This window comes from Paenibacillus sp. EKM206P, assembly GCF_011066155.1.
Taxonomy (GTDB): Bacteria; Bacillota; Bacilli; order Paenibacillales; family Paenibacillaceae; genus Paenibacillus; species Paenibacillus polymyxa_D.
Window position 1 is genome coordinate 25,568 of sequence record NZ_JAAMNQ010000004.1, and the last position, 21,172, is coordinate 46,739.

General features: G+C 47.0%; 13 protein-coding genes. 3 read left to right on the forward strand and 10 right to left on the reverse strand.

Features of this window, described 5'->3' with window-relative positions; translation table 11 throughout:
- Positions 1-107 precede the first annotated feature (107 nt).
- The 7 genes from G9G53_RS09930 to G9G53_RS09960 are packed head-to-tail and all read right to left on the reverse strand — an operon-like array spanning position 108 to position 13,998.
- Positions 108-3,125 (reverse strand): GAP1-N2 domain-containing protein, encoded by a 3,018-nt coding sequence (locus G9G53_RS09930; protein ID WP_165147234.1) that lies wholly within the window; start codon positions 3,123-3,125, stop codon positions 108-110.
- The gene (locus G9G53_RS09935) at positions 3,122-4,387 is read right to left on the reverse strand and encodes a TRAFAC clade GTPase domain-containing protein (RefSeq protein WP_029519150.1); all 1,266 of its coding nucleotides are present in this window, start codon (positions 4,385-4,387) and stop codon (positions 3,122-3,124) included. The genes G9G53_RS09930 and G9G53_RS09935 overlap by 4 nt, the downstream gene beginning before the upstream one ends.
- 16 nt (positions 4,388-4,403) lie before the next feature.
- Positions 4,404-5,057 (reverse strand): hypothetical protein, encoded by a 654-nt coding sequence (locus tag G9G53_RS09940; protein WP_029519149.1) that lies wholly within the window; start codon positions 5,055-5,057, stop codon positions 4,404-4,406.
- Positions 5,058-5,075: 18 nt separating this feature from the next.
- Positions 5,076-6,365, reverse strand: a complete 1,290-nt coding sequence (locus G9G53_RS09945; RefSeq protein ID WP_165147237.1) for a vWA domain-containing protein — start codon at positions 6,363-6,365, stop codon at positions 5,076-5,078.
- A gap of 46 nt (positions 6,366-6,411) precedes the next feature.
- Entirely contained in the window at positions 6,412-8,778 is a 2,367-nt protein-coding gene (locus G9G53_RS09950) for a transcription initiation factor TFIID (RefSeq protein WP_069010197.1), read from the reverse strand.
- A 3-nt stretch (positions 8,779-8,781) separates the two neighbouring features.
- Entirely contained in the window at positions 8,782-12,171 is a 3,390-nt protein-coding gene (locus tag G9G53_RS09955) for a tubulin-like doman-containing protein (protein ID WP_165147240.1), read from the reverse strand.
- Positions 12,172-12,195: 24 nt separating this feature from the next.
- Complete coding sequence (locus tag G9G53_RS09960) at positions 12,196-13,998, reverse strand: vWA domain-containing protein (protein WP_165147243.1); 1,803 nt, start codon at positions 13,996-13,998, stop codon at positions 12,196-12,198.
- A 300-nt stretch (positions 13,999-14,298) separates the two neighbouring features.
- On the opposite strand from G9G53_RS09960, the gene G9G53_RS09965 reads away from it, so the two are divergent.
- Both G9G53_RS09965 and G9G53_RS09970 read left to right on the forward strand, forming a co-directional pair.
- Positions 14,299-14,451, forward strand: a complete 153-nt coding sequence (locus G9G53_RS09965; protein WP_165147246.1) for a hypothetical protein — start codon at positions 14,299-14,301, stop codon at positions 14,449-14,451.
- Positions 14,444-15,361 (forward strand): hypothetical protein, encoded by a 918-nt coding sequence (locus G9G53_RS09970; protein WP_165147249.1) that lies wholly within the window; start codon positions 14,444-14,446, stop codon positions 15,359-15,361. Before G9G53_RS09965 ends, G9G53_RS09970 begins: the two co-directional genes overlap by 8 nt.
- Positions 15,362-15,505: 144 nt before the next feature.
- Here G9G53_RS09970 and G9G53_RS09975 read toward each other — a convergent pair whose 3' ends face one another.
- From G9G53_RS09975 to G9G53_RS09985, 3 genes are all read right to left on the reverse strand, one after another.
- Positions 15,506-18,262 carry a PHB depolymerase family esterase gene (locus G9G53_RS09975; protein WP_165147252.1) on the reverse strand — a complete coding sequence of 919 codons (2,757 nt, stop codon included), beginning with the start codon at positions 18,260-18,262 and terminating at the stop codon, positions 15,506-15,508.
- A 195-nt stretch (positions 18,263-18,457) separates the two neighbouring features.
- On the reverse strand, positions 18,458-19,588 hold the full coding sequence (locus tag G9G53_RS09980) for a bifunctional cystathionine gamma-lyase/homocysteine desulfhydrase (RefSeq protein ID WP_029519142.1): 1,131 nt from the start codon (positions 19,586-19,588) through the stop codon (positions 18,458-18,460).
- A 1-nt stretch (position 19,589) separates the two neighbouring features.
- Positions 19,590-20,513: a PLP-dependent cysteine synthase family protein gene (locus tag G9G53_RS09985; protein WP_029519141.1), complete on the reverse strand. Its 924-nt coding sequence runs from the start codon at positions 20,511-20,513 to the stop codon at positions 19,590-19,592.
- 256 nt (positions 20,514-20,769) lie between these two features.
- Between G9G53_RS09985 and G9G53_RS09990 the strand changes: the two genes are divergently transcribed.
- Complete coding sequence (locus G9G53_RS09990) at positions 20,770-21,132, forward strand: hypothetical protein (protein WP_165147255.1); 363 nt, start codon at positions 20,770-20,772, stop codon at positions 21,130-21,132.
- Positions 21,133-21,172 lie beyond the last annotated feature (40 nt).

Below are 21,172 nucleotides of genomic sequence, written 5' to 3' on the forward strand. Positions count from 1 at the left end.
AATTACAAATTCATCCTTTATGGAAATATAGGCACAATAAAAGACGAGTCCTTTGAAGGAAACCCGTCTTTTACTTCATTCATCATTCATTTCTGTTTTATAGTTGCTTAGTCCGCAGTTTTCACTTGAACTAGCGGATATTCTTCTCCATCAACGGTAACCGTGCTAGCATCATTCAGTTCCAACCGCTGCCAAAGGGTCAATAGCGTACGATAAGGATACTTCTTCAGATCATACTCCGATGGTGTGTCAGTGTCTGTGTCTGTATTTGCTCCATTGCCACTACCCTCAGTAGTAATCTCCGAAGTCAAGCCTCCGTCCGTGTTGCCAGTCACTGCTCCAGATTGATCACCACTTTTTCCATTGGATGTACCCCCACGAGCTGTGGAACCATTGTCCGTGGATTGTCCATCTGCTGTCGTGCTTTTTGTAGTGGCGCTCCCAGTGTTTACATCACCGGATGGATCATTGTTCGCCTTACTGGCTGCTTCCTTGTCGTTCTGTTCAGCAAGTGTAAAATTTTCGTATAAGTGCTCCTGCTGATCCGCACCGACAATGACGAGCTTCTTCGGCTTAAATTCTGCCTGCTCTGTCGATGTCTGAAACGCAAACAACAGCTTGACCATTTTCGTAGTGGACTTGGTATTAGGCACATGTGTCACTATCGCCGTAGGCTCCTTTTTTACGGGCACTGTAGGCTCTACAGGCTGTTGTTGTACAGGCTTCGGAGTGGCAACAGGCGCAGGTGTGTCAGCAGATCCGATCACCCCGGTTGCTTTCAGGCCGCCTAGCGTACCTGCAATGACAATCAGCACGATCCCGGAAATCACCCCACCTTTACGGAAACGACGAAGCGTTTTGACCAGAGGCGTGTCCGTCTCACGCTTTGCTGCCAAATAGAAATTTTTAAAGGCAGGCTTCGCAGGTTCAAAATATTGACGCCACAGCGTTTTTTTATGCAGTCCCTCTCGTCCTTCCTTTTGGAAGAATAGAAGTAGCGCACGTCTGTAGGATGGTTCAAAACCGCCGCGTGGAGTAGCAAACTCAGGGTGTTCCTCCGACCATCGGATAAAGCGGTACATCGTATCGTTATCCTTTGCCCATTTGCGAATCGAACTGACCAGGCGAGCGAAATCCAATATTCCCTCTCCCGGCCCGTCAGAACGATAAAAGGCAGGCAACAGACGGGCAAAATGGCCTTCCGCAAGCTGCTGGGGCAGCCAGCTGTAAGCCCAATCCTGTACCTTTTCTACTTCGCCGGGCTCCAGACCGTCCAGCACCGACGGTTCCGGGTCCTCCGTGTTAAACCAATCATAAGCCGCAACTAATCGCACAGCTTGTCCCTTGAGAGGAGCAGGCAGCTTTCCAACCCACTGCACCAAATCGGGCCGTGTAAAAAATGGAATCTGTACGACCTGATCGGGTGATATTTCTTTTAGCTCTACTTCGGTAAGTAAATACCGATCCGATGCTTCCTGCAAGCGCTCTGTCAATCCAGATTGCTCCAGCGGGGACAGTTTACCTACGGCAGAGCTGCTGTCCCATTGACGCAAGCGTTGGTGAATGGCAGCCACAGCCTCTACTGGTTTTCTTTCCGCACGCAGTCGGCCCATCAGTGCAGATTCTGCCAAAAGCTGAAAATCGGCATTCGCCGACACTTCGATATACCTACTGCCCCATTCGTGCACAACAGCCAGCAGCCCCTTGGCATCCGGTGTTCTTTTCATCTGACTGTCCATGTAGGGAATGAACAGCATTTTTGTCAGTGCCGGATTACCCAACACTTTCGTAAAATATGCCTTGCCTAATGATGGATTCTCTTCAATTGTATGATAAATATACGTGACTGCTTCCGTATTTCTGGCAGTATAAGCATTGTTTAGCGAACGGATTAAATATTCCACCAACCGATTTTCGCTGCTGCGTGCATGAACTTTATAATATTCCTTGAAACTATCTACCAGGCCTACATCCGGAATATATCCATCCTTCACCCGATCAAATTCATGATCAAAGAACGACAGAAACAGATCATTCAGCCTCATTTTACGTGGCAGCGCATCGGGTGGCGATAAATAATCAGTCAGGCTTCGTAACACAGTGATTCGTTGTTCGTTGTATAATGCCCGCTCTCCCTGCTCAATTCTGTACAACGTAATTAGCTCATGATAGCTGGATGGCGTCAAATCACGCCCGGCCTCCATACCTGTCAGCATTTGCTCGGCAAATTTGAAGAAATCGTCCGGCGTCTCACCATTCAACAACGTACGGACGATCCAGTCAAAATACGGCTGTCTCACCTGCTCTGCATCCACATTAAGTATTCGACTATGATTAGACAGGTCAAATACAAAGTCCTTTTCTACATTCCGATCACCGGGACGCAGACTAAAAGGCTCAACAAACATCAAGTGAATACCTTTTCTGCTGTTCGGTTCCTGTGCATATGTAAGAAATCCGAGTCTGTTCCGAAATGCATAAGGCAGTGCCGCATACAACACACCCAGCAGCTGCTTGGCTGAAGATCCGACCGCTTCTACAGGAACATTCAGCGCTACGTATACCTTTTTGCGACCCGCTGCGGACATCATGACTGCGTATAAAAGCTGTTTGAACACTTCTTCGCTCAGCTGCAATTGAGCCAGCACTGTAGACGGGTCAACAGCCGGAAATACACTTCCACCTGGTAGGCGCTCCAATTCCGGCAAATCCGTTCCCTGCTCAATATCATAAGTATCAACAAAGGAGGTGTTCAGCCACTGCTTATAGTCAGACGGAGATTCACCATGTCCGGCTGGAATCACATAGTTGTGCGTGAAAAGGGCGCTTCGTAGCCCAGTAAAATCCGCAGCCTTATAAATACTGCGGCCAAGTACTACATCCCCGGACTCCGTCCGTACCAGATGTATGGCTTCCGGATAGACACTTTCCTGTTTCTCGCCGCGCGCCGTCAAAGCAGCAGGCGCATCATATACACATAAGGGATGCAGCACCTTTTTAATAAAAGAAGCATCCAATCCTTTGGAATTAGCCACTGTATCGAAGCCTTCCGTAGAACGGAAAATACCACGCCGTTCCCGTGTGTACATCTGCTGTTGTATCAAATGAGAGGTAGCATAACTCACTGTGATTCTCTCCCCTCAATGTACTTCAACTTATAAAGCAGCCAAATAAATGGCTCATCCACACGGATCGGACTAACCAACCCTTGCAGCTTTTGCTCAACCGGATTGCTACCCAGCGCGGAAACCGCGAAATAGGCCGTATCCGTAAAATATACATCCATCGTGCCCTTGAACGGTTTATCCACCTTTTCGATGAAGCGCCGAACTTCGCCATCAATGTTCGCAAACTCATCCAAATCCATATATTTGCGATGCTCCATCGGATTAAAAATATTGCTGTTCGTCTTAATGTATGTGCCTTCTTCATCTGCCAACGCAGTAAGCATATCACTTTTGGTCAGGACGACAGCGGTCGGAATGTCCGTTTTCCCTTTTTCCTGATAGGCGATAAAATCACCGAACATCGTAAGTACAACGTCACGCGGTTCATCATATTGTGAGACCCACTCACCCGGCTTATCGCCAAGGTTAATCTTAATGCGCTCCCGAATAGAGCGGATTTGTAGTGGATCGACCATAAAGAGAATACCTGCAGAATTCTTAATATGCTGTCCATGCAGTCCCAGATAGTCCTGATCTACCATTCCCTCACCGGCGACATCAAAAAACACTAGCGTCAGTGGCGGCTTTTCCTCATCCTTAAATACGAACTGGAAGATAAAAGGCTCCTGCATCTTTTCTTTTTGTGTCGATGTAAGCAGATCGCCTCTTTCAAATAAGGGTTCCTCATACATAGTGCGGAACTTTCGGCTGATCTCTGCATTGAGTGGCATGCAAGCCGCGTCAAAATGATCGGCCGTAACATGTTGCAGCGTGTGAATCAGGGAGGTCATATAAACAGATTTCCCTGCCTGCGAAGCTCCAATAATCGAAATGATATTGCTAGGCACCTTACCCGCAGTCACGGGCAACTCGTTATGGCAGTGCGGGCACAGTCGGTGACGCGTCAGCTCGCCATAACGGTCGGTCAGTCCTGTCAGTACATGATCAGAATACAATCGATGTTCCTCAGGAACATCAAGGGGATGTAAAATCGCCTCCATATCATGCACACTGTCCAAGCCAAAACGCTCCCGATATTTGTTCAACAGCTCATCTTCACCCAAAGCGTAGTCCTCGTCATCTTCACGGTGATGAGAAGCACGGAATACTACTTCCTCCGGGGAGAATTTACTAAAGCAATAAGGGCACACAATATCATAAAATAACGGCCTTGGCGCTGCCTGTGGCTTTCTTCTGAATAAATTGCTAAGAAAACTCATCGGTTGCGGCCTCCTTTCATTCAGGAACTAATTCATATACCGTGCCATATTTCTGGCCGTCCGTAAAAAACAGCCGCACATATTCATCTCCCCCCACTTCAACAGCGGGTAAAACATTCCGTCCCGCAACAAAAGGTGCTGTGAACGGATACAAGGTTCCATCGTCCCGATCTGCGGGATAGCCCCCACGCTTCTTCACGTAGCAAAGCGCCTCCTGCGGGACAGGAACTTCGGCTGTCACCTGAATTTGGACGGTTTTGCGGCTGCGAAACCAGCCTTTTTTATGGTGAACCGCATATCTGATTTTAGCCCTTCCGGTGCTCAACTCCAGTTGGTTGGCTCCGTCTTGCTGACGGATCACGTAAGTGTCTCCATCCTCCCGAACAGCCGGATACACGGTATACCGCACGCGTCCAATGCCTTCAATTCGGTCACGATAGCTGCCAGCAGCCTTATACTCCTCGCGTGTAAAAAGTTTTAGGCTTGAAAAAGGCGGTAAAACTTCACCTTCATTTTGCCCATTCACACCTGCATCGGCTGATTGTTTCGCAATATATACCACGGCTGCGCCCTCAGGCCACTGCCAGCGTAACACAACCCGGTTGTCATCAATTTTGTGGCTCAGCTCCGAAATAATAGGATCACCGGGCTGTGCTTCCCTATACTGCATAAGTTCCAGCCTCCCGTTCTAAAATCCACTGCTGCGTCGATTGAGCGTCGGGGCTTCCGCTGCCCCTCTCCGGCGTCCTGACGACTCACCCTGACTTCCTCCACCGGAAGATCGGCGAGTATTTTCCGCAATCGGCAGAACAAGCGAAAAGATAGCAATAAGGGCTGCCAGTACGAGCGCTGCCAACAAACGAATCATCAAGTCTCCTATAGGCGATCCAGATAATCCTTTTTCCAAAATAAAGCCAGCGAGCAAGCCTGCCGGGACTCCACCAATGGCGAAGTTCCGTGCAAGAAAACGGTTATCGAACATCAGCCCAAGAGCTAATCCCAATAGAGCGCCGATAATGACCAGAGCCGTTACACGATAAATGGCAAAATACAGACTGTCGGCATATTCACCTGTCCGCTCCGTTACTAGTGTGCGATCACCGATTTTGTTATATATTTTACCGAACGCCTGAGTAAGTCCTTGGGCATTGGCTACATTAGAATAAGTTCCGCCTGTCAGGTTAGCAATATTTTGCAATAAGGCTATACCATCCGACTCTGCCAGTTTCAGCCCAATTGTATTGACCGGAATCTGGCGCGCGATATAAGGAGCCAATGCTGTCTGGGTATCCAACTCGCTAAAGCCATCAGAGAGCATAATAACGAGAGAACCTTTTTCTGCATTGCCTTGGGTTTCAATCTCCTTGATCGTCTCGTCCAAAGCAAGTCTGATCTCCGTACCGCCTGACATTATAGTCTGCATACTATCGATTTTGGAATAAACCGCTTGCTTCTCTGCATCTGTGCGAATGGGAGTAAACGGCTGAACCAACTGTGCAGTAGAATCAAATGAAACAATGGCTACCCGCTTGTCTCCATCCATTTGACCAATCAGACTCTTGGCAGCCGTTAGGCGTTCATTATCAGGATCTGTTTGTTGCATACTTCCGGAATTATCAATCACAAGTACGAGGTCCTGTACGCTCTTGCGCCCTTCAGGGTTAACCTGATAGCCCAACTCCAATAGCAGACCTGCCACGAACAACATCACCAACGTAGCAGGCACCAGTAACTTCCAGGATAACCCGGAGTAGCGCTGCCGCCATGAATGTCCATTTAACTGTGGCGAAATCAGTTCGCCAATCAGACAGCCTAGGCCAATGCACAGGGCCATGATGCCAAAATACAGCCCGATCACGATGATATGCGGCCAATGCCCTATCAATTTGTGAAGAATAAGCTCTCCCAAGATGAAGCCTACTACAGCGCCCAGCAAGCCGAACAGTAATAGGAGAACGTTAAATTTACGCTGCTTCATAAGAATCGTTGCTTCCTTCCATCATTAAAGTAGGATGAATATGTGGCTACCGCAATTCCGGCAACCGGTCCACGTCGATTCCGTGAAACACGAAACCATTCGCAGTATATGTCTCATAATACGTTTTGCCGTTGCGGTAAACCATCAGATCCTCCAGATGGAAGCCGCCCATCAAATGCAGTTTTTCCACCCCGCTACTGCGGCGCTCATGCACAAAACCCAGTTTGTAAATACGCGAAGTAATGTCCACATCCATCGCATAAGGAAGAAATTCGCCTTCGTAGTCACCAAAGAAGTACTTTTCTTCATACCGATGCTCATGGGTATAGTCGAGCAAACGTACGTTAATTCCGCCATGTTCCTCTAACGTTTGATACAGTTTTCTAAACAGCTCATCCTTCGGAACGACCAGCCGATTTTCATATGCAGCAGCTACATTCGCACGCCGCAATAATTCTTCTTCGAAGGTCTGATTAAACGGCTGTGAACTGAGAATCAAGGTACGACAGGTCTGCGTAAGTCGATCCACCAATGCGGACAGACCCCCGTCCAGCAATCCGGATACAGGCCCCATATGCCGGGTATCAAAGAATATAGATTTTCCCCGCTTGCTTTCCAGCTCACGCATGACATCCTCTGTCACACGCTCGTAATACTCGAACAGGTTTTGACCTGTGTAACTGTCGGCCTGCCGAATACTGTCCGTTGCAGCTTGATGCAGTTCACGCTCCAGGCTGGCAAGCTGTACTGTAATATGCTTCGCTTGTGCATGCCATTTCTCTAGTGCCAGTTCATAGCGGCGAAGTAACTCCAAATCCGCTTGAATCCGCAGCATGTGCAGCTTGTGCCCGTAAACTGTCTCGGTCAGGTAACGGATCAAGCTGCGCACATTATGCTTATCCATGAGTGGTAGTCGTTGAAAAGGCTGGTCCTCCACCCGCCCGTTATACAGGGTATCCAGTTCAGCGGCACTAATCTGCAAGTCATTGGACGTATCACGAATCAGCCCCCGAACAGCCGTAAGCACATTCCCTGTTTTATTTTCATCCGTCCAGTCTGTCAGCTCGAAAAATCCGATTTCAGGATATTCCTTGGCAGCTGCATTCACAGCCAACTGCAGACCTGATTCCGCCTGAAAATCTCCCAACCGTTTGTGCACAATCCGTTCACAATTATCACGGAAAAAGGCTTCGCAGCCCTGACCAAACAAGGCCTCCTCCGCCTCACGTAATGTCATTCGCTTCAACGAGCCGTAGCTGGCTCCGCTGGTCATCAGTGCACTCATGTCCGTGATCGCTTCATTACCAGGAACTAGATCATTTCGCGTGCGACCGCGCTCAGCAGCATCTAAACCAAAATAATTCAGCTTATCGCGTATGTCCCACTCCTGCTCTGTTCTCATACGCTCTAACAGCTTCACATAAAAGTGATACAGCACCGTAAGTGCGATTGACTGGTTAGGGCGGTTGACTCGGGAAAATCCAGCCGACACATAACCCTGCCGCCCGGATTCCGTCATGATGTTGTTTTTAAACGATGTATTGTTGTATCCCCCATCCTGTGACCGATAGGAATCTCCTGCCTGATAACGGTTTTTAAGAAGCTGAATGTGGCAAATGATGTCACAGCTTTCTCGCAGACTATTCGGCACCGTTACGCCGCGTTCGTTCTTGTCGGACAGCACATAGACGAGATCGAACAACGGCGATGGAGCATGGGATACCGGAATGGTCAATTTGTCCTCGGTCATATGAAGCGGTGCCGTAAACGTATACTCCGGACTCTGGATATAGTCCAGCTCTCGCATGAAAGCAACGGACGTTGCACTACTGTAGCCAAATTGGGCAGTCTGATCGCTTTCATTCACCAACACATACAGATCCATTTGTACCGATTTAAAAGACTGTGCAAAAATATACTCCGCCAACAGCGTAACTTCAGGGATTAATACGTTCATGGGGTCATCCGCTGTCGTCAAGATCGACAAATGGACACGCTCGAACGAAGAATACAACCGACCGTAATCTGCCAGATGTCCACTAGCCCGGCGCAACGCGGTGTTAAGCTCAATTAGCTGCGATTCATGTGTATAAAAGGCTTGGTGTAAGTCACGGCGTATCGTTTGGTGGCCACTTTCCTCCGGTACCGCTATCGTATGAACAATAGCATCCACCGAACGATCTACAGCCGCATGTTCTTCCTGCGAGCGAATCTGAATATATGTTACTCCCGTGCTGTTATCCCACTTGGTTCGGTTGATATCTGCAATGGTGTTCATCACCGGGTTCATACGATCCCCGATAAAAAGAAACACAGACGGGAAATGGATGCTACTGCGTCCATCCCCGCTTCCGATTAATTGGTCCTCTGCGGCTGCATAGTCAGCCGCATAACGTAACAGCTGCTCTCTCATACTTTATTTCAACTTTCTGCGGATGTCGTTTAATTTTCCAGCCATTTGAGCATAGAATGCATAAAGTTCCGCTCCGTTAGCCAGCTCCACCTTTTCATATTCCAATTGATTGCGGGCCTCTGTGTAAGTTGCAGCCAGTTCATCCAGCTTTGCCAGCAATGGTGTAATATCCTCAGATGAAGTCAATACAACATCACGGCGATCCGCCTTGCGCATTAGAGCTGCAAATTTCTTTTCCTCTAAACCACGGAAGTTTGTAAACACTTCAAACTCCACATAATTGCGGCTCTTCATGACGTTCGCAAACGGCTCCCAAGCCTCTTCCTCTTCGTCACGATCATAGACGTACAAAGCACCTTTTTTCGTAATCGTGTCTGTATAGAGTGCCTGAATGAACTGATCCAGCCATTTTTCTTCATCCTGATATTTACCCAGCAAAGCTTCCAGTTCAGCGGCTTTTGCTTCAATTTGTGTATACTTCACCAGTTCTTCACGAACCACCTGTGTTAACTCTGGTGAACGGATCAGGTTTTCCTTCGCCATCTCTTCATTGATGCTGCCAAAGATGTCCTTGCTTCCGGCCTGCTCCAGCCCTTCAGCCAGCAGACGTTTCAACTCAGACCATGCTCTTTTCACCTCACCCAAATTCGGCTTGGATTCCTGCAAACGCATATCGTAGCCTGCCAGCATCGCATTCAGATCTAGCGCATGTGAACGGATTACAGTGAAGCGGCTGCTCGTATTCTGATCGACATCCTTTTCTCGAATCACGCCAAGTGACTTGGCACGGTCAAAATCATTACGAATGCGTGCATTGTATGCTTGCACACGCGAATTGACGTAAGTTTCGCCCCATGACTTTTCAGGAATCGGCGACGGCAGATTAGTCCAGTTGTTCTGGCCTGTTTGCACCAGATGGCGGCCAATACCTTCGCGGTCAAGAATCGTTTTTTCATAGCTTTCTTCATACACTTTGAGCGGCGTATATACAAACAGAGGAACACCATTACGCGTATTGAGCCAGAAAATCCGGTTACGAACTTCACTTTCTTTAATAGTAAAGTGTGATTTTCCAATTGCATTATTTTGATAATTGCGAACGCCTTTTAGGATATTAGGCGACTGTACAGGTACCGAAACGAATCCCCAAGACGGGAAGTACAAGTTGCCAGAGCTATTGCTCAGATGGAACACAGGTACAGCTTCCTCATCCAGTTTGCTCGCAATGTAGCGCTCCACAAATTTTTCAATGGCTTCATCTTGCCCGTATTTCATGACGAGGAAATCCTCCATGGAACGGGTAATGAGATCACCGAACTTATCAGTCAAGAAATTGGAGATTGAGCTGATGATGTCCATATCCTGATCCTTCACCCATTGATCTGAATTTTCGAGTAATTCTTGGGCAAAATCACGAATCAAATCGTCACCGTTGCGGTTATCCAGCAGCTTGGTCACAACTTCAGAAATATCCGGTACACTTACCAGATTCCAATAGTACGTTTTGTTACCTTTGTGATCGGACTGTTCCTCGCCGTTAATCAGCAGATCACCATTCTTCTCGAATATTGCGCTCAATGCGTTCAAAATTTCAGTAAATACATTATAAATGCGGTTATTTTCCTTATTCAACAGGTCATACAGGTCTTCATAAAATTCAATGAGCTGCTCTGTACGTTCCACATCAGCACGCAGCCAATATTCATTAATTTTCGCTTCAATGTACGCATTTTTCTTTTTATCCTTGGATACAAACGCGCTCTTGGCATCGCCCAACTTTTCGTTCGCCTGCTCACGCGCCCATTCAATGTCCGTCGGAATACGGTGCAGTGATTCACGCAACGTCTCCACATATGAAAGCAGCATTTTCAGCAAGCTAAATCCTTTTTCAGTATAAATCATGCGGGATACATAAAACGGTCCTTGCTCAGGATGCAGAAACATCCGGCGAATTTGATCCGTAAACTGTCCTGTAATTTCACCAGGAAGCTGCTTCTTCGCTTTGATATACTCTTCGCGGGCACGCGTCAGGAACGTTTGCTCCAGCTCGGTGTCCATATTGACAACTTGCATTTTAACGACATTGCTATAACTTAACCGTTCACTGTTTTCAAAGCCCGGAAGCGGCTCAGGTACACGGGATTCAAAGTTTTTGATCATGCTATCCAGATCCACTCCCAGCTTGCGGGCAAACTTCTCTACATCCTCTTGATTTGGCGATTGCTCGAACATTTTGGACATTTTGCCAAACATTCGATAAGCCAGATACGTCGTCATTTCCTCCATTGGCAGCACCGCCGAGGAAGCCCCGATAATATTGTAATCGTAGTTTGCTGGATACGCCTTATTCATTTGTGCGATGTTGGTACGGATATTGCTGATATAGTCATGAATGGCAAATTCTTCGCCGGATTGTTTTTCCTCACTCGCCATAAAGTTGGTGATGTTTTCGGCGGTGACATTCATACAGTAATCATAAGCATTTTCCAACAGCTTGCCTTCCGTATTCGTGGCCGAAATGAGATGGCACAGATTAAACGGCGGAAGCGGCGAGTTCACGGTCAAAATATTTCCGTACTGCTGCTTAAAGCGTTCACCACGGCTGTCTACATTCATCCAGTAGTCCAGCTCTTTCAGTGCAGCATAGCCGTTCTTTTTAATATATTCACGTGTATGCTCACTCAGGCTTTTGTTCGCCAAATTGATATCCGGTGTAAACAGATACCCTAATGTATTTACACGGTCTACACCTGCAGAGCCATAATCGCGCTCAATAATTCCTCGGACGATATATGAGATATCGAGGAAAGTACCGCTTCCTGTACCGCCGGACAAACCGGACAGCAGGAACACCATAAGCTTCTTATTGGTGCCCTCAGACAAGGTTTTGATTTTTTTGTCAATGCTTTGAACGACCTGATTAATTTTGGTGAACAGCAGTAATCGTCCTGCCTGACGTACCCCTGCCGCCCCGTTCATACCATCGGTAATGCTCAGCTCTGGAGACAGCCAATCGGTAATGTACGGCTCTAGAATGCTACGGTTTTGCAGCAATCCGCCGATTTCCGCATTGGACAGCAATACAAACTCATTGATGGGGTCCAAACCAATCCCCTTGTATTTTTTGTTGCGGTCTTGTTCATTCGTTTCAAAAGCGAGAAATTCCACATTGTCCGGTTTATCGCTCTTTTTCTTGGAGATCGGATCTGCTGGAAGCTTGAATCTGCGGTTAATTTGATATTTCAAGCGGAGAAGGGCATCAATTCCCGTACCTCCGAGTCCGATAATTAAAATAGGATTATCAATAGTATCCACTCTGATCTTATCGCTTACGATCCCCCCGCCGAGTGATACGTCTAATTGTTGGATATGCTCTCTAACTACTGGTTTCATAGATATGACCTCCTAAGGGTTCGTTTAGCTGTTTACTGAAATAAATTCCAGCAAAATGGTTTTGTCCACACTGGCTAACGGGATAGTCAGACGATCACCGTTTTTGAGTTCAAGACCGTTGCCTGTGTCTACAGCCCGCCCGGATTTTTCAATCGTAATCTCGGAGGTACTGCGCACAATGATACGATCCTGATTGGCTGGTGTGAACACAACCTTGTCGGTTCCAGCAAATTCCGGTGCCAGTTGCAGCAACTGGTGCAGATTAAATTTGCCCCGGAAGGTGTTCAGCTTCTTGTACTGCGGATACGTTTTTTCGCCAGTGTTCTCATCCCGGATTTCCAGTACGATTTGACCGACAAAGCCACGGTTGGCCTTTTTCATAGCCTTCCAGATGAAATATGCGGCAACCAGCAGAACGAGCAGTCCCAGCCCTAAAAGAATGAGTGGCATTAGCTTGGACTTTTCAGCAGGTGTTGTTGGCTGAGTCGTGCCCGTATTTGTACCGCTCGTCGCCCCTGCTTTAGCACTAATGGTTACAGGCTGTGTTTCACGGTAGAAGCTCTTCTCCTCTGCTCTAACGGTTAGTTCGTAGTCATGCTCATCTGGAATCGTATAGGAACCGGTAAAAGAATCCCCTGCGTTGGTTAACGGCACCTCATTCGTTGTACCGGAATCCAGATCCTTGACCTTCAGAACAGCATTCATATTCGCATACAATTCCTGATCCTGAAGATGCTGGCTATTGCTCGTCAGGTAGGAACGAATTTGAACTGCATCGCCTTTTTTGTATGATTTGGCGGGCGGTGCGTCCATTTTCAGCTCCAGATCATAGTTAAATACCAGATTAATATCAATCTGATCCTGCTGGACTCCCTTGACTTGGAGCTTCCAGTCACCAGCCGCAGGCTTGAGCAGTTTAATCAGTGAGTAGCTTTTGGACTTGGACAGCAGCACATCGCTCGAAGGAATCGGCTTGCTGTTGCCCGACGGGTCTATCAGTCTCGCATCCACCGGTTTCGAGGACATGATCGAAATGTTAGCCTCCAGCACACTATCGTTCGGTACGGTTACCGTTACGTCCTGATAGTCGCCGTTTGCCGTAATGGACTGCAAAGGCACCACTTTCAACTTCAAATTGCTGGCGAAAATTTCACTCAGAATGTTCGGCAGGTCATCCGCTGAGCTTGTAATAAAGGACTTGCCGCCCGTTTGCTGCGCTATGTCGGCAAGCTTGTTTTTATTCAGCTTCCCATCTGCATTCAAGCCGATGGTGTAGATCGGAACGCCGCTATTTTTAGCCTCGGCTACAGCCTGTGCCATATCCTGATCGGATTGGCTTTCGGTTCTACCTGTCGTCTTATTAAAATCGTTGTTACCGTCGGCCAGCATGACGAGCATAGGCGCATGTCCAGCTGTTTTACCATCTTGCAAAATGCGGATTGCTTCCTTGACACCCACGGAGGTGTCAGTATACGCCCCCCGGTTCAGTCCGTCAATAAACGTCTTCAGTTCCTGCTTATCCGCTTCGGATGTAATATTAAGCAAGGCTTTCTCACGCTGTACGACATCCGTATACGCTACAATCCCGACCTTGTCATTTTGCGTCGACAGCATATCAATGAACATTTTCATGGCTTCATTGCCAATTTTCCCAGGATCACTGGTGTTCATTGAATTACTTACATCGACGACCAGCACCGCATCCACCTTAGAAGCAGAGGGTGAAGCGGCATTCGCCATCTGTGGCTGCCATGCCAAAATCGAGGTCATGATCATTGTACATATGATTCCGATGACCAAAAACCATTTTCTGTCTCTACTAAACATCGCTTGTACCCCTTTGCCGGTTAATTCTCATTCTAAATTACAGTTGTACTCCCCTACTATTAAATTATAATGAGTTTTACATGAGCGCCAGCTGAAAATACTGCCCGAATGGTCTGAATCCAACCCAAAAGCCTGTTATACCGCGAGATTTTACCAATATCCTGCAGTAATGATATAATTATACCCCAACAAGGGCAATCGGGCACCAGCCTTCTCCTTTATACGACAAAAATAACAATAGCGAAACCCGCCCATGTAAAATATTGAACTAAAAATCCAAGTAGAAAGAGGAAATACACTATGATCTCATACGGATGTCTGGCGATTATGTTTCTTTTTGTCGCCATCAAATCACTAATTTACTATATACATAAAAAACGCGCCCCGTCGATTACACAAATCGACACCGAGCTTCTAGCGCTGCTGAACCGGAGAAGTGAGCACAATGAATAGTTCCAAACAAGCTGTACAATTTCGCCCATTTACCCGCACAGAGTACGCCTTCCAAAAGCTAAGAGTCTGCAAGCGTTGTGGACAATTTACCGCCCTTTGGGAAGAAGAGTGCACATCATGTGGTCGGGATACACTAGTTCCTGTAGAGCAATATGCCAGACTCAGAGCCAAACGTTATTTTCGTAAAGACCTTGCCGTTAGTGTCATATTGCTGGCTGCTACTGTCTTTTTCGGCCACTCGCCGCAACAAATGCTTCTGTGCGGTATCGTCGGTGCGCTTCTTCTGCTGCCCTTGGTGCTTCTACAGCGGGGTATTTATCCTTATGAACAGCGTAGGCAGCTTATACGTCTGTTCAGAGGTCGTATAGGGCAGATCCAGGAAGGACTAAACGTTAATCATAAAAACGCGGTTGCCCTGCGGCAGCTCAGTGAGCGTGTCTCCTATGAAATGCTGCGTGAGATGGCTGTACTCCTTCACAATGATCGGATAAGGCTCCAGCAGGTCGCTCTGCTGCAATCTTTTGTTCTCCGCAAAGACATGGAATTAACGCTTGATCCTCTCCTGATCAAGAGCTTTGAGCCGCTTATGGTCAGATATATCGGAGAGATTGCCAGACTCAATCGTGAGCTGATCAAGGACCGGACATTCCGATACGTAGTCTTTTATGAGCGCCGCATTCTGGAATTGGCAGGGGGCGAAGATATTCTCGTCCGCGTAGCCAGTGCAGCTGTCCGTAAAAAGCGCTACGTAGTCACCCATGCCGCTTTCATTTCCAGATATGTGCGCAAACTGCCAAAGGAACGAGTTCAGCGTTTATATCATATCATTCAAGAGAATCCGTTAGAACCCTTTGGAGATTTGGCCGATGAAGTAAAGATCATGTACCTGATGGAGCAATATAAAAGCTAAGCTGCCATAATGCCCTTCTTTATATGACGTCATCCCGATCACAAATCACTGCAATGAACCAGCAAAAAACCGTCAGGATCGCCAATGTGCCTCCAGACGGTTTTTTAAATTATGGATTATTATAACATTGTTACTTTTTATTGGCTATTGGCCTTGCAGTTTTTGCTGCGTATGTCTAATAGAAGTAAAGTTAAAAGCACGCACTCCCTGGCTATCATACACAATAATCTCTTTATTCAAATACGGGTGTAGACCATTAAAGTATCCGGGCATAATCAGTCTGCGCATAAATAGGTTTTTACCCAGCATACGGGGAGAATTGGTCGCTACGACAAGCATTTGCTGGGTTGCAGACCATGGGCTAGGTTGAATATATGACAGACAATACTCGCCTGCCGTAAAATCGCCGCCCAATGTATAACCTTCCTCCGTACATGTAATTTGCAGATCGGCTTGGTGCTTGTGAAGCAGCTCATGTCTGGACAAGCCCGAAGTGACACAAATCACGTTGCTATCAGCCAGTGCTTCCTCCGTAATATCAGTGGAAGACACCACCGGATAATGAACACCGATATACGGATTCCAAGTCGCTGTTCGTGGACTAGCCAAGGCGTTCGCCGTCCGTCTCACCGCCTGTTCTTCCTCCGGTGTAGCGTAGCTGGACGGAAGGACAATGTGAAGACGATCCATATAAACATCAAGCACACCCATACCATGGCTCAAAACGTTTCTTCCCACGCTTTTCGAATCCACAATTTTCTTTTTGGCATCCGATTCTTTTGTAAAGCATCCACTGCTTTCTTCCTCCCGTTCGGCAATCAAACGGTATTCAGGGGAGGGACGTTTATGTGACTGTGTCTTAACAAAGCGAAAGCGACTGTATTCCCGCAAATCCAACACGAAAATACGGGCTCCGATACGAACTTGAGCCAATTCCAAGGGCATGACCTCTTGAGAAAGATGAATGATAAATTCTTCGGCGTGAACTGCCTCGATATCCAACTCACCTGTGGCACTCATTTCACCGTACAACTCGGCATATTCCTCATTTACATCCATTCGCGTCAGTTCCAGCCAGTAAGCCCGGTTATGTCTGCCCCGTTCCGTCCGGTAGGCAATACGCTGAGGTACGACATCTCTTTTCCATTGCATAAGCCAGCCCAGTACACCGTCCAGAAGTCTCAGCTCATGCGTGTCCCAGTGATTAGAATGACGTTCTACGACACCTTTAAAATGATCAGATGGAAGCGCTGTTACAGGGGCTGTAAATGCTTGTGCAAATAAGTAATCCTGATCTCCACATACATTCAATATTGGCATATTCAACAGATTTATCAGATGCTTGGGATGTGGCGCTCCAGAGATAACCGCAATAGCCGCAAAACGAGAAGGATAAGCCTGTGCCATCGCCCAAGCAGCGTATGCACCGTTCGAATAACCCGTCAGATAGACCCGATCTTCGTCCACTCGATACGCTTGCAGTATGACATCCAGCCCCTCCAAAAAAGCAGCTTCTCCAATATAACTGCCCAACGTTACACCACGGCACGAAAAAGTAACGAATATAGCTTCCTCTTCCCAGCCTCGCCCAAAACCTCGATTCTGAAAATCCGGCAAACCCAGCTCATATCGCTTGCCTGGCATCAGAACGATCAGAGGATACTGTCGGTCAGCCGAATAGCTTCTGGGAAGCTGAATGGTATAGCGTTGCAAACTATTGTCCAAACGGGAGACAAAAAATCCTTCCCCAATTCCGTCATTACACAAAAAGATGTGTTCTTCTTGAAGTAAGGATGGGGAATGTGACTGCTCGGTATGTCCATTTGTGAAGATCTGTTTTAATAGCTTGATATATTCACGCACAATCCGGTAATCCCAGATTTCAAAAGGATCTTCCGGCAAATCCGTTAACCTTTTTAATTCTTCAAGCAGGCCCTCTATTTGTATTTTCTGCGCAGAATGAAGAATATCTATAGCGCGGGCTTGAATGTATTGGTCATACTCTTTCTGCAAGCCCTCCACGACGACTGACAAAGGCCGCACAAGTACCGAATACACAAAATGATGCTCCACAGCCTCATGATCCCGATATGTAACAGTGAAGTGCAGCATTCCCGTATTCCTGGCCTTTTCCTCATCCCAGTCATAGCTTTGCTCCTGCTCCCAATGTGCTGGAAAGCGATCCAGCTTCATGCCCTCATCATCCGTTACCTCGACCCATAACGTTTGATCTAAGGGAAGATCTATCCGATCCTTACGCAGTAAATAAAATAAGATCGGGCTGTCTTCGCCCTCCCTGCCAGCACTTTCTTCAACCTCTAGCCATGCCATATGAAAACGTATATTACGCTCTACAAATTCTCGATGCAGTTCTGTCACATCTGATTCGTCGCATACCTGATTTCCACTGATACGAATAGAGCGGGCCTCCTCGGGAATGAACGCAGCAATGATAACTACCGTGTGATCGCCTTCCTCCAGATACAAGCGAAAAGGACCGGATTCCGCATATACAAGTGTGCCATCTATCCATATTTGTCCCGTTCCTTCAAAGGGTCTGAAAATCACTTCCTGTGCAGCCATACAACGAAGATTTGAAACCAGCAAAAGCCTTTCTTGTTCGGCCAAAGGCGGAAAAACACCTAGATTCAGTTCCCCAGTCCGAGGGTCCAGCTCGGTCAATAATCGGCACGCTGCCTTTCCTCCGGCTGAAAGCTCTACTCCTTCTTCACCACAAGCCTTTTCCAAATTCCAATCCTCATGGGCAAAATAACTTGACCATTCCCTGCCCACACCGCAATTTTCCGGAAGCTCGACTGGACCGACTGCATAAGCAGACGCCAGACGTACCGGATGATCCGACAGCACAGTAGTTGCTTTTTCCAGATGTGTGAACCTCATAACATTCCCCCTCCAGGTTTTTGTTTCCTCAGAGACGTAGTCGCGGTTATATTCCGTTTAACATTCAATTGAACTATATAAAACTATTCGTTATTACCTCTACGTACTCCTCTGTGCTTTTCAAAAAAGAAGCTATTCTCACAACAAAAAAAGAGGCAGCTTCTGCCACCTCTCTTGAACATTACACTTATTTTCTTACAATGCTGCCTGCAAGTCTTCAATCAAATCTTCCAGATCTTCAATCCCAACCGAAATCCTCACCAAACCTTCGGTAATGCCTAACTCTGCACGACGTTCTACCGGAATAGAGGCGTGCGTCATACGTGCAGGAACGCTAATCAAACTTTCAACCGCTCCCAAGCTTTCAGCCAGTGTAAAATATTTCACCTTTTTCAGAAGTGCAACCGCGTTAGCGTCGCTACCTACATCAAAGGAAATGATGCCGCCAAAGCCTTGAGCCTGGATTTTGGACAGTTCGTGCTGCGCATGGCTTTCCAGTCCAGGATAATACACTTTTCTAACCTTCGGATGTTTTTCCAAAAAGGCTGCAATTTCCTTCGCATTTTGCTCAATCGCTTCCATACGCAGACCCAATGTTTTAATACCGCGGATCAATAACCAAGAATCCTGCGGGCCGAGAATAGCACCAATGGCGTTTTGCAGAAAATGGAGTTGTTCTCCCAGCTCGTCGCTGTTCACAACAGCCAGACCAGCTACAACATCGCTGTGGCCGCCCAAATATTTGGTAGCAGAGTGAATGACAATATCAGCCCCGAGTGTAATTGGCGTCTGCCAATAAGGGGTAGCAAATGTGTTGTCGACGATCAGTAAAAGATCATGTTTTTTTACAAGCTCCGAAACAGCGCGGATATCAGTAACTTTCAAAAGCGGGTTCGTTGGCGTTTCGACATACAATGCCTTCGTATTCGGACGAATTGCTTTGGAGATAGCTTCCAGGTCAGTCGTATCCACAAATGTGGACTCAATTCCGATACGGCTGAGCACTTTGCTTACAATGCGATAGGTGCCTCCGTATACATCATCGGTCAGCAAAATATGATCCCCTGCATTAAACAGTGAAAATACCGCATGAATTGCAGCCATACCCGAACCGAAAGCAAAACCACGCTTTCCTTCCTCCAGATCCTTGATCAGCTCCTCCAAAGCAAACCGGGTCGGATTGCCTGTACGCGAATACTCGTATCCCTTATGGACGCCAATTTCCTCTTGCTCATAAGTGCTTACCTGATAAATAGGAACGTTAACCGCGCCTGTATGGGGATCGGTAGGAAGCCCGCCGTGAATCAGTTTTGTTTTGCGTTTCATTTTATATCCCGCCTTCATATATTTTTTTACTCAGATAACGTTCGCTGCTATCCGGGAAAATGGTAACAATATGTGCACCATCCGGTGCATTTTCTGCTTCCAGTAAAGCGGCATGTAAAGCAGACCCTGAAGAACTGCCAACGAGAAGACCCTCACGTGCAGCCAGTTCCTTGACACGGCCAAAAGCATCGACATCACTAATGGTGTGGATGGCATTAAAATATCCTTTATCCACAAATTCAGGAATTAATTCCATGCCAATTCCTTCCGTTTTATGTGGACCTGACTCGCCGCCATTCAAAATGGACCCTTCCGGCTCCACGATGACTGTTTTAAGGGCTGCATTTTGTTCCTTAAGATAACGCGAGGTTCCCATAAACGTTCCCCCCGAGCCTGCACCTGCCACAAATACGTCCACTTTGCCGTCCAGATCGTTCCATATTTCAGGTCCCATTGTCGTATAGTATGCCTCGGGATTATCCGGATTACTGAATTGCCGCGGCAAGTATGCATCTTTTATTTCAGCAGCCAATTCTTTTGTTTTTTCGATAGCTCCTTTCATCCCCTTACTCGTCGGGGTATGAACGATGCGTGCTCCCAATGCCTTCATCAGGTCCTGTTTCTCTTGGCTGAACTTCTCAGGCACAGCAAAAATAACCGAGATATTATAATGAAGTGCTGCCATCGCAAGACCAATACCTGCGTTGCCTGCTGTTGCTTCAATTAATGTCCCACCTGGCTTCAGCTGACCTGTTTTTAATGCTTTTTCAATAAGAGCCTTACCCACCCGATCCTTTACGCTGCCGCCGGGATTCATAAACTCCAGCTTCGCAAACAGGCGAATTCCTCTCGGTAGAGAATAGCTGTTCAGCTCCACTAATGGCGTACGTCCGATGAGTTCAAGGGTATTTTGATATACATTCATAATTTCAAGCTCCTTTTAATGGCGAATCCAAAATAAACCAATGGTCAAAAATTAACGCCTACTGTCGGAGAAGTTCGCTATCATCTCCAAGAAAACATAGTAATGCGGTAAGTATTGATGCAATAAGATTTTATGTGTATTTGAAGCTTTTGTCAAATGGACCAGTCACAATACCCACACCCCCTGCCTGCTTGCTCGATAGGATAGAGAAGATGTCACAAAATATTCCCCGTGCAACATAAGGAGGAGTTCATATATGGGAAAGCAATTTCTAAAGGTAGCTGCCGTATATTTTGCCCTCAGTGTGCTGCTTAGTGCCATTATTGGCGTGTCGGGTGATTACAGTCTGTCCAACATTCAGTCTCATATCCATTTATTGGGTTGGACAACGCTTGGAATCATAGGTCTGATCTATGTGGCCTTTCCCGCACTTTCAGTTACTATTCTGGCACATACCCATTTTTGGATGCATAATATCGGTCTGCCCGTGTTGATATTGGCGCTTACAGGTCAAAATTACAAGGTTCCAGAGACTAAAGTTTGGATCGTCACAGGGTGGGTGTTACTCGCAGGGGGGACTATGCTGTTTATGGTGAATGTGTGGGACAGACTGCGCTAGAGCAGATAAGTTCTCTTCATTTGACCATAAAAAAAAGGAG